Source organism: Flavobacterium fryxellicola (genome assembly GCF_900143245.1).
GTDB lineage: Bacteria > Bacteroidota > Bacteroidia > Flavobacteriales > Flavobacteriaceae > Flavobacterium > Flavobacterium fryxellicola.
The window spans coordinates 552,952-568,318 of sequence record NZ_FRDK01000002.1 but is presented as its reverse complement, the minus strand read 5'-3'; the positions used below and the strand labels follow the sequence as shown (position 1 = coordinate 568,318).

The window sequence follows — 15,367 nt, the reverse complement described above, 5'->3', positions numbered from 1 at the left end:
CTCTTCTTGTTCTTGACATAATTCTGCTAATTTAAGGTTTTTAATCCTATCTTAATTTAAAGCAAAAAATTGTACGTTTTTTGGGGAGCAGCATATAACTAATTTCATTAGCTGCCTTTAATCATAAAATAGGTAGTTATAGCCAACTGTTTTTAATTACTGTTGGCTATAATTCCTGCTAATAGTAATACCAAAATAATTTTTAATTGGTTAGTATTACAGTAAGTGAATTCATGAGTTCTATTAATATTATAATTATTACCATAGTTGTTTTTTTTAAATTGTTGGTTTTAAAGAATTAAATTTAAAAGACTTTGATCTAAATTTTAGATTCGAATTTTGATTATATTTTTTACTTTTAGTAGTTAACTAAACAAGAAAATTGTTTTATTTAAGCGGCTTGTTTCTCTCTTGATTTTTTTAACGTATAATAAGCGAAAATTATTCCTGCAATGACCAGTATAAACAATTTACCGTTTATTGGTGCAGCAGGTGCATCAGCACTTTCTAAATTTCCCGTATCACTTTCGTCCCCCGGTGGAATTGCAAACAATAAAAAACTAGAGAAAAGGCAAAAAAGTGTGCTATATGTTTTTAATAAAGTATGTTTCATTTTTACTTTTTGATGATTATAAGCTGATGTAGTTGGTTAGGTTAAACTTCAAAACTATCGCTAATACAGCAGCTTTTTACGGACTACTTTATTTTCGTCAGATGTTATTTGGATAATCAAGGTTTGATGCGCGGCCACAAAGGAATCTAATGCCGTTAGAGACGAATTGATGTTGTTTTTTTCATAAACTAATCTTCCTCGAATATCAAATATTTTTACAGCAGCTATTGTTTGTTTACCAGCATTGATGTTCATCATTCCTTTTTGATTGTAAACAAGCACCGTATTCTCATTAAAAACGCCCTCTGCAAGACCTAATGTCGAATTTCCTTTGTACACAATTTCAAATCGATCATTGAATGTTCCTGCTGTTGCAGTAAACGAATAGTTAGCCTTTTTCAAGTCATGATTCACACTTGTAACCTTATCGTTCAAGAAAATGTTTTGACTGTCAGTAAACAAACCGTCAACATGATCAATCCCGATGGTAAAGCTACCCGCAAGGTTAGTTTTGAAAGTAAGCGGAACAACATCTGTATCAATAAAAGGAAGGCTTCGTCCTTGAATTACAAATTCTTCATTTTCAATCAGCGAGTTTAGAGCTGTTGCATTATCATTAATGTATCTTCCGTCTACGGCTGGATCAATTCCTGCAGTTGCTTTTGGCATGTAAGCAATCATCATTTGGTTTACAGGCGTACCTTCTTTGGAAAGATTTAGCCAAATTCGGTGCAACTCCGTTTCTTTAGTTTTCAAAAATTGATTGGCGGTATTGTTTACACGCATAGCATTAGTGAAGGCAATATTTGGTGTTGTTGCTTTTACAAGAAATCCCTGACCCACCTGAATAATACCGTTAGGTACAATACTGCTTAGGCCTCCTGCATTAGCTGTTCCTCCAGCCGTGGTGTACGTGGCATAAGAAGAAGTGGCAGTGTTGTTTGTTTTTCTCCAAAAATACAATGCTTCCGTAATCGTATTTGTCGCAATAAAAGTATTGGCATTTATAGTTGAAGGATATGGATTCCCAATAGCATTAAAGGCATTGTTTGTGACTGGAATACTATAATCCCCATTGTTAGGAACCCCTTGAAACTGGCCTTCCCAAATTGTTGGTGATGTAGGATGATTATTTGGCATGCGAATTAAGTAACCAGTTCCAGTTGCAAAACTATTTGTAGGAACGATTGCGTTGTACAAATTGGTACTTGGATTATACGTGTAAAAACGATTGGATAGGGTAGCTGTGGAGAACGACTGTAATTGTTGTCCAGAAACTGGTGATGACCATAAAACATAATCTGATAATTTCAAATCTGAAGTTTGTCTTTTTATAATTATTTTACCAGAGTTGCTATTAGTGTTTTTAGTTTGTAATAAGTTGGTGTTGTTTTCAAAAGTTAATGACGATCCCACTGCTACATTGATGTCATTAGCAATAATAAAATTAAACCCACTTGGTACTGAAACTACGGCATTGTTGCTTATTATTAAACTACAAGCAACTAAGTTGGAGTCAGCTGTCAAGTTTCCGGTAATTATTAAACCCTTGTTCGCTGTTGGTAGTCCGTTAGACCATGCGGTTCCGTTCCAAGTTGTATTTTCAATAGTAACAGTAGCTGGAGCAGAGGTTGCGATGCTGCAAGCCCCATTTTTTACAACAGCTCGAAATCGAGTAGTTTCAGTTAAGGCTGCTGAGGTAAAAGTGTTGTTTGAATTAGTGATGGTTGTCCATGTTGTAAATGGACTTACTGAGCTTTCCCAATTTATTATAGTTCCTGTAAATCCAGTTAAGGTCAAAAGACCACTTGTTGAATTTGCACAAATAGCAGCTCCTCCATTTACGGCACCGCCTATTGATACAGGGTCAACACCTATGATTAGCGTAGCTAATGTTGCACATTGTCCTGCGCTTGGAGTGAATGTATAAGTAGTTGTTGCAGTGTTATTTAATGCTGGTGACCAAGTTCCTGTAATGCTGTTCAAGGATGTAGTTGGTAAAGGTGTCAATGTAGCTCCAGAACAAATAGCAGCCACCGGGTTAAATGTAGGTGTGATTGGGGAACAAATTGTAATATTAAAAGTTTGACCTCCTAAAAAAGCAGAATTTATTCCAGTAAGAGCATATTTGAAACTGTCAGCATTTGTGTTTATGCCATTATTCGTATAGCTAACTAAATTATTATTGATATCAGCTTGTGTAAAAGTCCCACCAACAAGTACAGCAACATTATTTAATTTTAAAATTCCATTGATTGGGAGTTGTGTTATTTTATATACTAATTGGAAAGCTGTTGCGGTAGGTTGTGTAGCTTCTAATTTACTTGGTAAAACAGTGGTCGTAGTACCAATAGGTAAATTAACAGTGTTTTTAACGGAAGCAATGTTATTTACAATTTGTAATTTACCACAGATGGTTATTTCGAAATTTGTAAAAGTTCCGCCAGATGTAGCGGCAACTCTATCCGTGGCGAGTAAAGTCCATTTTCCAAGAGAACTTGACCCGTTGAATTTAGCTAAAGGTTGGCTGGCTTGTTGAATTCCCTCTAAAGCTGCTGTTGTAAGTGGATCAACATTTCCACAAGTTAATGGGGTTCCGGCATCATCAAAAGTTACATCAAAATTAGCTCCAGTGCAATCTCTATTATATACTTCTACAAAGATTCCTGTTGGTCCGCTAAATTGCATTTTTATATCTGAGATGGCTGCATGGCTAGCTTTCATATAAAAACTGGCTTTACTAATATTTATGTTGTCGGGGATATCAATCACAGCACTTACTGCATTTGTAGTTCCTAATTCCCATACCGCATTAGGAGAAAAAGTTACATTAATGTATTTTTTACAAAAGTCACTAGCAATTTGAAAAGTAAATGTTTCTGAATAAGCACCTGTTGTACAAGGATTATTTGGTTTAACTCTCCAGTAATTTATTGTTCCAGAGGTTAGGGCTGTAGTTTGGTATGAATTTAAAGCAATTGTGGCAGTTTCAATAAGTGTAGAAAAGTTAGGATTTGATGCTATTTCAATGGTATAAGACGATGCATTGGTTAATCTGTTCCATTGTAATAAAACTGAAGTTTGTTGGTTTTCTGCACCATTTATAGGTGATGACAAAGCTACATTTCCTATTGTATTATCAAAAATATTTAGCGTTACAGGTAAATTTATAGTTGCTGTAGTAGATGTGCCTCTTGCATTAATTACATATGTTCCTATTGTTACTGAATTTGTGTTTGAAATAGTCATAGTGACAGAACCGGCAGTAGTTCTTGTTGTAGGGGAAAAAACTGCAGTTGCTCCAGCGGGTAAATTTATAGCTGAAAATGTAACCGTCTCATTAAATCCTGGAGCAGGAGTATAATTTAAAGTGTATACAGCATTAGCGGGTTTACAAACGGAAACAGTAGATTGAGAAGTTACTAAGTCGAATTTATTTGATTTAATTTCGAAATTAGCATTGGAAATATCAAAAAATATGTTTCCAACCGCTTCTACTTTTATCCTATTATTTGTTCCAATAGTATTTGGAACTGTAATAGCTTGGCTTCCGTCATTTGGAGTATTTGCTAACAGCGTTGTCGGATAGGTAAGTCCTCCATCAGTAGACAGTTTTATATTTACGTTTAAAGCATAAGTAGCTGTATCTGTACCTGCGAAGTCCCAAGTTATTGTTTTCGATTCACCTGCATACCAAGTAGTAGTTGCATTTGGAGACGTTACAGCAAATGGCCCAACATTTCCTATTGTAACAATCAAATTTCCTTGATTAGTTTGTCCTCCAAGAGAATTATTATCTCTTACTGTCAATCTAAAATTTAAAGTTCGTGCTACACTTGGCAAAACTTCCCAAGTTGGATTTGTATTGCTAATAATAGCATCAAGGTTTGGAAAAGTTCTAGAAGGGGAAGTCGTTGGTGAAAATGACCTAAAATTGGGTCCGGTAGTCCTAGTAGATAATGGTGTTCCAGTTACACCACCTGTTGTTCCATTCATTTGTTCCCAACTGTAAGTAAGCGCATCACCATTACTGTCAGTTCCTGCGCCGGTTAAGATAAACGGTGTTGATTTAGGAATGCTATAGTTTGTTAGTGCTGCAATAGTTGGCGCTGCATTAGCTATTACGGCTTCTGTTTCACAAGTATTTCCATTGATGGTTGTTGTCATCTGTTGGATACTGATTGCATGGAAATAAGCGTCACTATTATTTTGAATGTTTGGTGGGCAAATTCCAGCATACCCCATAATTGTGGAACCACTTCCTGGCTCTAAACCAGAAGCAGGAGAAAATTGGCATGCATTATTTTGGGTATGTCCTGCGCCAAACTGATGACCAATTTCGTGGCACACATAATCAATATCAAAAGGATCAAATTGTGGCGTCACAATTCCAGTTACACCAGCACCTTTGTTTGCTCCACACGGAGCAGTACTAGCAATTCCTCCACCTCCAGTACTAAAAACGTGGCCAATATCATAATTCCCAACTCCAATTAAACCTGTTATATTTGCTGTATTTACTCCCAACATTTGGCCACCATCATAATTATCATAGGGGTCTGCATCTGGAGTGGCGTCTTTGTTGAAATTATCTTTGTAAATTAAACGGTCGTTGTTAGCTACGACTTGAAATTGTACTGCTAAATCCCTTCTATAAATGCTGTTGACACGTGTTATAGTAGTATTTATACCTGCTAAAGCTCCTGCTATAGTATTTCCATAATAAGCGGTATACTCAGAGGTACAGGCGATAGCAATTCTGTATGTTCTTAATTTTGAGTCTTTTAGATTGGTTGTCTTTGAATTGCTAGATACAGGTTTTGTTGGATCTTCATCCATATCTGTATGACATACAAAGGAATCATTCGAGCTTCTTTCATATTCTGCTCGATCGTACACAATATAGGTGTTGACATCATCTTTTGAAAAAGTATCTATGTAAATAGTTTTTTCACCAGTAATAACACCTGTAAAGCCTTCAGGAGACATACTTATATAGATTTTATTTAAAGGATTATTTTTACTTACCCCATAGAAAGATTGAATTTCTGGATATTTAGCTTCTAGATCGGGGTGTAAAACACTGGTTTTTTCTATAATAAAACTTTCCAGAGTACCATTTTCCAGAGGGAAGTCTAAAAGTAACGTTGTTGCAAGCCTATTATTAGAATCTCTTTTTGATGCTGATTTAAAGTTAGATTTTAAAGATTTGAAATCTAATGAAAAAACTTTGTATTTGTTTGGGATAATTTTTCTCTCCGGCTTAGCAACTACTTTAGATAATTCTGAGTTATTTTTCAGCTGCCAATTGTTAATAGATTGACTGTAAGAGAATTGATGGAATAGCAAAATAATAAATAAAGCTACAAAGTAATTTTTCTTCATAAAGGATTTGGTTTTGGAAGGCCAAAACTATGTTAAATAATTAAAAAAAACAATAATTTTTACGGTTTAACGTATTATTTAATCAATTAAAAACACCATGACTACGTTTTCGCTATTTAAATTGTTAAATGATGGGTGTTTTTTAAAATGAAACAAAAAAGTTTTCTGTCTGCTGCCATTTTGCTACAAAGTTTCGAACAGCCAGTCGTCACAACAGCAAATGCCTATTTGCAATACGATACATAATGCTGTGAATCACCTTGAAATTGCTTACTAGAGGATCATTTAATTGTTTGTTTTAAGCATCAGTACTTTTGTTGCATTTCTTTTTTTATTTGTAAAATGGTGTCTTTACTGCAAACCATAAAAAGGTCAAAAACGAATACGCTATATTTGGTCAAAATTATCTTTTTTCTTACAGTGAAAACGGATGAATTCTCGGTTTACTTTTTTAAAATACAGTTATGAAACACCTTTACAGGATTCTATTTTTCTTTGTTTTACTATTTTCAGTTCCTCAATTAAGCGCTAAAGTCACCAGCAGCTTTGCTATAAAGGAAAAAAAAATCCTAAATAAAGGAGACGCTAATTTCGCATCCCCTTCTGCAACCATAACTACCAGTGACTCTTCTGTTTGTAAAGAGGGAGCCCTGCCGGTAATCACTTTTACGGGAGCGGGAGGAACGGCACCTTATACGTTTACCTATAAGATAGATGGAGTGCAACAACCTACTGTAACCACTACCTCAGGCAATGCTGCAACGATCAACGTGCCAACGGCTGCTATAGGAAGTTTTGTCTATGCTTTACTAAGTGTTCGAGACGGATCGATGCCAATCACAGAAATTCCGCAAAATGGAAGTGTTACCGTAATTGTTAATGCGCCTCCAGTTGTAGATTTTACTTTTACTGATAACGAATGTTCTGGAACTGCAGTTCAATTTAATACAACAAGCTCTGGAACTACTTACACTTGGAATTTTGGGGATGGAACTACATCTGCTCTTAAAAATCCATCAGCTGTTTTTACTTCATTAGGTTGCGGAACAGCCGCATTTAATGTTTCGTTAACGGTTACAAACGCCAGTGGCTGTTCAAATACAATAACGAAGACAGTAACAATAAAACAGCAGCCCAATGTAAATTTTAAAGATAACAATGTTGTTTTTAATCCATTGAATCTGTCCAATCAATTTAGTAATTGTGGTTCAGCATCTGCATCGAACCCAAATTATTCAATTTCTGTAGAAAATTTGTCAGCATCAGTTTCTTGTATTAGTTCCTATTCAATAAATTGGGGAGATGGTATTTCAACATCTAATGTTAGTTTTCCAGTAAACCATTCTTATACGAAATTAGGTGCTTTTCAAATGGTAATAACCGCTACAGGTTCAAATGGTTGTTCAAGTAGTAAAACGTATACTGTAAAAAACGAGTCTAATCCTTCTGGAAGTTTGAGTAGTCCTGGTAGTACAGAAAACTTATGTGCTCCAACTCCCAATTTAGATTTTGTTATAGCAAACTGGGGTAAAAACTCACCTACTACAATCTATACAATTGATTATGGGGATAATACGCCACCACTTGTTTTAACCCAAACGCAATTAAATGAATCGGTTTATTATAATTCTATTAATCCAGCCTTATCTGCTAATTATCCAGTACCGCATATATATGACTCTACAAGCTGTCCTAATGCAAGTATAACAGCGACTTTAGTTATGACTAATTCTTGTGGAACAACAAAATCTACTATCTCACCAATAAGCATTTTAAGACCTCCAGTTTCTAAATTTGCAAATCCAATTAATGGATGTGTTAATTCAAATATTGTATTTATAAATAATTCAACACCATCATTGAATCAGAGCTGTGTACAAAACACACTTTACGAATGGAATTTCGGTGATGGAAGTCCTATTTCAAGTATAACATCTACTGGAATTCCAAATATTAATCATAGTTATACTTCGCCAGGTACTTATTCAGTTACTTTGACGACCTATGGTTATTGCGGTAATCCTTCGGTTTTCACAAGCACAATTTGCATCGAATCCCCTTTCATTCCTCAATTTACTTTAAATACTACTGAAGGGTGTTCTCCCTTAAATGTGGTAACTACAAATGCAACGAGTATAATAAATCCCTGTACTCCGCCACTTTACGCTTGGGAAGTTGCTTATGCAAGTGGATTTTGTGGTGCTGCACCAGCCGTTTGGAATTATGTAACGGGAAGTGAAACATCAGCAAGTCCCACGTTCAATTTTGTTACTCCTGGGACATATTCGATAAAACTTACAATGACGAATTCCTGCGGACCCGTTACAACTTTAGCTAAAACGGTAATCGTTAAGCAACCGCCTACTGTCAGCATCAATTCGATTGCCAATCGTTGCCAATCGTTACCTATTACAGTTATAAATCCAATAGCTATAGTAGGAAATTGCGGGATACAAACCGCTACTTATGCTTGGGAATTTACAGGAGGAATACCAGCGACGTCAACAAGTGCAACGCCTTCCATTTCATATAGTTCACCGGGAAACTATGAGATCAAATTAGTAGTAACGAATGAATGTGGGACAACAACAGCTACAAAAGTTAGCTTTACCATCAACCCCACGCCAACAGTGGATGTAATTTCAGGTCAATCAAAATGCAAAGGGCAACAATCTGATGCCATATTATTTGCGGGAAGTATCCCCAATACCGTTTACAACTGGACAAACAATAATTCAGCCATTGGGTTGCCTACCAATGGAACAGGGAATATCAACCCGTTTGCGTTGATTAATGTCGGAACGACTGTTTTAACAGCTACGATAACGGTGACGCCAACCCTAAATGGATGCACAGGAACAGCAAAAACATTCACGATAGCAGTATTCCCTGATCCAACAGTAAATACTATTGCTTCTATCACTTTATGCAACAATGCCAATCAAAACAGTATTGCTTTTAGTCCCATTGTACTTGGAACCACCTTTTCGTGGACAAATAGTAGTACTGCTATAGGTCTTGCCGCTTCTGGAACCGGACCAATTCCGGCCTTTACAGCGTCTAATACTGGTCAAACTACAATTTCATCGACACTTACTGTCACTCCACAAAATGCCTCTGGTTGCACCGGAACACCAAAAACATTTACGATAACGGTACATCCAACTCCAAATTTACAACCGCTTCTAGATAAAGAATATTGCAAAGGAGTTGCAACAGCAGTGCAGACTTTCAGTGGTGCAGTTCTTGGGACCACTTATGCCTGGAGTAATTCTAATGCTTTAATAGGATTGGCAGCTAGTGGCACTGCATCTATTCCTTCTTTTGTACCTGCAAATTCAGGAACAACACCAATTACAGCTGTAATAACGGTGACACCTTCGGCAAATGGTTGTCCAGGAACACCTCAAACTTTTAAAATTACGGTTAATCCATCACCAGTGGTAACTTTCTCTCCAAGTATACAAACTATTTGTTCGGGGAATGGAAGTGCGGTAGTTACCCTTAGTAGCACTACACCTTCAGTAATTTTTAATTGGACTGCAACTGTTCCGGCAGGGATTACAGGAATGACAACAAGCGGAACGGACACCATTCCGGCGCAGGTATTGTCAAATAGTACTGCTACTCCTATACTAATTACCTATGTAGCAACTGCATCACTTTCGGGTGGGGCATCCTGTTTTGGAGCGGTATTTAATTATACCATTAAGGTAAATCCAAAGCCATCGATAACAGCCACGATAAATTCCACCAGTTGCAGCGGTGAACTATTTACAACAACACCATCTAATACAAGCCCAAATATAATTCCAAGTGGTACGACCTATACTTGGAACATCCCAACTGTTACAGGGGGTTTATCTGGTGGCGTCTCAGGAACGAATGCTTCTACTATAAGCGGTACTTTGACAAACTTAACCGCAATACCCCAGACAGCAACTTATTCGGTAACACCAATGGCAAGTGGATGTCCCGGACTTCCCTTTGATGTTGTTGTCACTGTAAATCCAAAGCCAACGGTTCATGTTTTAAACAATATAATTCTTTGTGCTGGTCAAGCCAGTACTCAAATCGTTTTTTCAGGAGACGTTTCAGGTACTACTTACAATTGGTCTAGCACTAGTTTAGCCGTAGGATTGAGCACTTTATCTGGTTCAAATGATATTCCTGTTTTTACGGGAACAAATTCAGGTACGATTCCAATAACAGCAACAATTACGGTAACGCCTTCAGTAAATGGTTGTGTGGGAATGTCAAAAATATTTACAATTACGGTTAATCCTTTGCCAATAGTCAATACAATAGCCAACAAGGCTGCATGTAACAACCAGTCCAGTGCAGCCATTAGCTTTAATGGCGCCGTGGCTGGAACTACCTTTGCCTGGACCAACGATACGCCTTCGATAGGGTTAGCGGCCTCTGGAACTGGAAATATTGGAAGTTTTACCGCTTTGAATACAGGTACAACTCCACTTATTGCGACTGTAATTGTTACGCCTACGGCAAATGGTTGCCCTGGAATATCAAAATCATTTACAATTACCGTAAATCCGACTCCAACTGTCGAACAGCCCCTTAATCAGGAAGTGTGTAATGGTTTGTCAACAGTGGCTATTCCTTTGACAGGAAATATTCCTAGCACAACATACAGTTGGACAAATTCAAATTCATCTGTAGGTTTAGCCACTAGCGGATCAGGAACTATTCCTTCCTTTATAGGAAGTAATGCCACATCCTCTCCAAAAATTGCTACCATAACTGTAACACCATCAATAAATGGATGCCCAGGAACAACTAAAACTTTTACAATTACTGTAAATCCCTCACCAGTGATAACTTTTACTCCTGCACCACAAACGATTTGTTCGGGAGAAAATGCTGCAGCAGTAACATTAAATAGTAGTACTGTGGGAGTCACTTTTAGCTGGACAACAAACCAGCCAGCCGGAATAAGTGAAACCATAGCTACTTCAGGAACCAATACTATTCCTGCACAAACCTTGACCAACACCACAAATACAGATATAACTATTGAATATAATGCCACAGCAACCGTAGCAGGAGTAACGGCTTGTTTGGGAGCTTCTTATAAGTATACCATACTAGTAAAACCAAAACCAAGCATAACATCTCCATCGGCACGAACCATTTGTAGTACTACTGCATTTTCAGTTACACCAGTTGATGGCTCAGGAAATAAAATTCCAACCGGAACCATTTATACTTGGAGTGCGGCTGTAATTAGTCCGGTAGGAGCCATTTCGGGAGCAAATGCACAAAATACACCTCAATCTTCTATTAGCCAAACGCTAGTTAATGTTACCGATCAAAAGGCTATCGCAACTTATATGGTAACTCCAAAATCAGGAACTTGTGCAGGAACAGCTTTTCCTGTAGTAATAACGGTTAATCCATCTCCCAAAGTGGTATTCTCAAGTGTGAATCAGAAAATCTGTTCGGGAAGTGATGCTGCCGCAATAAATTTATCAAGCCCAACTACTGGAAGTGTAACTTTTAATTGGACTGCTTCAATTCCTCCGGGAATTACTGGAGCAACAACATCAGGAACAACGGCGGTAATTCCTGTTCAAACTTTAACGAATACCACGACAAATCCACTTATGCTTATTTATACAGCAACAGCAACCCTAAATGACGGAGTGGTTTGCCAAGGTCAACCTAAAACGTACAGCATAACCGTAAATCCAGCAATTGGAACTTCCAGTGTTTTGTCCAATTATAACGGTTTTAACCTTAGTGCTGTTGGTGCAAATGATGGGTCTATTGCTGTCGCGGTAACAGGTGGCTCAGGATCTTATACCTACTCGTGGTCAGGACCAGGTGGTTTTTTGGCTTCAAGCCAAGATATTTTTAATCTTATTGCAGGAGATTATACGCTCACCATAAATGATGGACTATGCAATCCCGTAATTTTATCTTTTACTTTAACCGCACCTCAGTCCCTAGTCATTCAGGAAGATACAGCGGCACATGCTAACATTTATTGTAATGGCTATTTAACGGGTAGCATAAAAGTGGTTATTACCCAGCAATCCATCGGACCTTACAAATATGAATTAATTTTACAGGGCGGAGGCATCGTTCAGAGTAGTCTAAATAATTCTTCTTTGGATTATACTTTCGTTGGATTAGTTGCAGGTACTTATGACATCAAAGTTACCGATAGCAACGGAAGTGTGAAAACAATTGTAGGAGTTATTATTTCCCAACCTTCAGGTATAACTGCTTCGATAAGTGCACAAACAAATATTCTTTGTTTTGGAGACAGTACGGGAAGCGCGACCGTAACTGCTATTGGAGGTAGTGGAGCTTTGACTTACTCTTGGAATACAATTCCCATTCAGACTACGCCAACGGCAAGCGGATTAACAGCAGGAACCTATGTGGTAACCATCACGGATACTAATTCATGTTCAACTACCCATCAAGCTGTAATTACGGAACCAAATCGTTTGGTTACATCAATAAGTGCGCAAACAAATATTTTATGCTTTGGAAACAGCACTGGAACGGCCACTATTGCTGTTAGTGGAGGGGAAGTACCGTATGCTTTTTCTTGGAACACTTTGACAAATAATACTGCAGCGACAGCATCCGGACTTTCAGCGGGTACGTATACTGTTACGGTAACAGATGCCAATAATTGTACAAAAGTGCAACAAGTTACTATCACACAACCCACAGCCGTGCTGGAATCATCTATAAGCAGTTTTAATAACGTAAGCTGCTTTGGTGGAAGTGATGGTAAGGCGACTGTTGCTGTTACAAATGGATCAGCGCCGTACACGTATTCTTGGAATACAGTACCCGTTCAAACAGTGGCAACAGCGACTGGATTAACGGAAGGAAATTATACCGTCAGGGTTACTGATTTTAACGGATGTGAAACAACTTCCGCCGTTACAATTGAACAACCAGCAGCAATTTCTACTTCTATCTCAGCACAAACTAATGTTGCCTGTTCGGGAAGTAATACGGGATCAGCAACGATTGTGCCAAATGGAGGCACCGCTCCTTATACTTTTTCATGGAATACGACACCAATGCAAACAACTGCAACAGGGATCAATCTGGCTAAAGGAACCTATTCCGTAACGGTTGTCGATGGCAACACTTGTTCAACAATTCAACAAGTAGTAATAACCGAACCAAATGGATTAGTGACTTCTATTGCGTCTCAAATCAATGTAGAATGCTTCGGAAAAAGTACAGGTTCAGCCACGGTATCTGTTTCTGGAGGGACAGCACCACTAACCTATTCTTGGGATACCGTCATTGCGAACACAACTTTAAGTGCCACAGGATTAGTGGCAGGAATCTATCATTTAACCGTTTCTGATGCTAACGGATGTCAAAAAATACAGGAAGTCAACATTACAGAGCCAGCTGATCTTGCAATCACTACTAACTTGGAAAAAGACATCACTTGTTTTGGCGATTCAGATGGAGCAATAAAAATAACGGTGGGTGGAGGAACTTCAGCTTATAGTTTTTCTTGGACCAAAGATGGAACCGCTTTCGCCAACACTGAAGATTTATCCAATTTAAGTCCAGGAATATATCAAATAACGGTTTCGGATGCGAATAATTGTGGACCAAAAACAGCCACTTTTACTATTACAGAACCGCCAGTTTTAGATGTAACATTTGGTAGTAAAACTGATATTAAGTGCTTTGGCACTGCAACGGGAGCCATAAATGTTACTGTAATAGGCGGGACTCCTTCAACTTCTGGTTATAATTTTGCTTGGACGGGCCCGAATGGTTTTGCTAGTGCCAGCCAGAATTTAATAGCTGTTTTTGCTGGAACCTATAATTTGATCGTAACCGATAATTCAGGATGTACCGATAGGCTAACAGTGATTTTAACACAGCCAGCCCTAGTGACAGTTTCAGCCATTACAACTCCCATTGTTTGTTATGGCGATAATGATGCCTCCATTCGTCTGGCGGTTTCCGGAGGAGTTGCGCCATACACGGTTTTATGGAGTAATTTGGCTGTTGGAATAATTCAAGACAATCTTTCAGCGGGAGATTATATAGCTACGATTACTGATGCTAATAACTGTATCAAAACGATAACAGTAACTATACCCGAGACTCCAATATTTAAAATGGACCCCAATGTTACTCAAATTTCTTGTTTTGGCGCTCGAGACGGAAGTATTAAATTAAACTTAGTGGGAGGAATACCTAATGTGAAGTTAGTTTGGAGCGACAACAGTTTGGCCGGAACAACTAGAAATAATCTTGGACCAGGCACTTATACCGCTACAATAATTGATGGTACACCGTGTCAAATTACTAAAACTTTTTTAATAATTGAACCACAACTATTAGTCTTAGCTGCAAATACCACCAATGCATTAAATTGCGATGATGCTAATAGTGGTGCAATTAATTTATTAGTTTCAGGGGGAACACCGCCTTTCTCTTACACGTGGTCAAATGGTGCTGTAACAGAGGATTTGAATGCGATTCCTGCTGGTAATTATTTGGTTACCGTCACTGATGCTAGGAAATGTAGTGCAACTGGAAGCTACTCAGTTATCCGACCGGCAGCCATAGATGTAAAAGTAGAGACGGTTACTGATTTTAACTGTGAAACTAAAGTTGTCAAGCAGTCTTTTATTGCCAAAACTTCAGGAGGAGTTCCACCTTATCAGTTTGTTTGGTCAAGTGGAAGTGTTAGTGGTCCTAACAATGAAATAATGAGTACATCGCAAAACGGATTAGTGGTGCTGAATGCAATCGACTCTAGAAATTGCAGTACAACGTATACATTTGACGTCGGTATTCCTCAATTAGGTACGCCATCCTTTACCACTGCCTCAATAGGATATAGTACTTACGGAATTTACGCTATTGAAGATCCTATTCAATTTACCAATACTGCAACCGGAGATTACACTGCTATGACGTGGGATTTTGGTGATGCTACTTTTTCAACCGAAGAAAATCCAACTCATATTTATAAAAAGGAAGGAACTTATATGGTCAGTCAAACGGTTACTTATCCTTTTGGATGTGTATATGTACACCAAATCAATCTAGAGATTGAGAAAGGATATCGCTTAATTCCTCCAACAGGATTTACGCCCAATAACGATGGTATCAACGATTATTTTGCTCCTGTTCTTTTAGGATTAAATGATATCCATTTTGATGTTTACGATACGTGGGGCAGTTTAATTTATTCTGAATCTGGAGAAAATATTAGAGGCTGGGATGGAAAAATCAATAATAAAGAAGGCGAAAATGGGAATTATTATTTCACTATTACCGCTAAAACATTTTACGGAAAAAAAATTAAGGATGAAGGAGCATTAGTGCTTATAAATTAAA

At 37.8% G+C, this 15,367-nt stretch carries 3 protein-coding genes; 1 reads left to right on the top strand and 2 read right to left on the bottom strand.

Features of this window, described 5'->3' with window-relative positions; all coding sequences use genetic code 11:
- Positions 1–391: 391 nt before the first annotated feature.
- Together BUA03_RS16470 and BUA03_RS06200 are read right to left on the bottom strand one after the other, a co-directional pair.
- Positions 392–613 (bottom strand): hypothetical protein, encoded by a 222-nt coding sequence (locus tag BUA03_RS16470; protein ID WP_139255611.1) that lies wholly within the window; start codon positions 611–613, stop codon positions 392–394.
- Positions 614–673: 60 nt separating this feature from the next.
- Complete coding sequence (locus tag BUA03_RS06200; protein WP_066077681.1) at positions 674–5,998, bottom strand: reprolysin-like metallopeptidase; 5,325 nt, start codon at positions 5,996–5,998, stop codon at positions 674–676.
- A gap of 464 nt (positions 5,999–6,462) precedes the next feature.
- Between BUA03_RS06200 and BUA03_RS06195 the strand changes: the two genes are divergently transcribed.
- Positions 6,463–15,366: a PKD-like domain-containing protein gene (locus BUA03_RS06195; protein WP_066077682.1), complete on the top strand. Its 8,904-nt coding sequence runs from the start codon at positions 6,463–6,465 to the stop codon at positions 15,364–15,366.
- The last annotated feature ends 1 nt before the right edge of the window (position 15,367 follow it).

What these genes read in the sequence shown, in the direction of transcription:
- BUA03_RS06195 (WP_066077682.1), top strand. Translation starts at nt 6,463, where the DNA reads ATGAAACACCTTTACAGGATTCTATTTTTCTTTGTTTTACTATTTTCA.
- BUA03_RS06200 (WP_066077681.1), bottom strand. Translation starts at nt 5,998, where the DNA reads ATGAAGAAAAATTACTTTGTAGCTTTATTTATTATTTTGCTATTCCAT.
- BUA03_RS16470 (WP_139255611.1), bottom strand. Translation starts at nt 613, where the DNA reads ATGAAACATACTTTATTAAAAACATATAGCACACTTTTTTGCCTTTTC.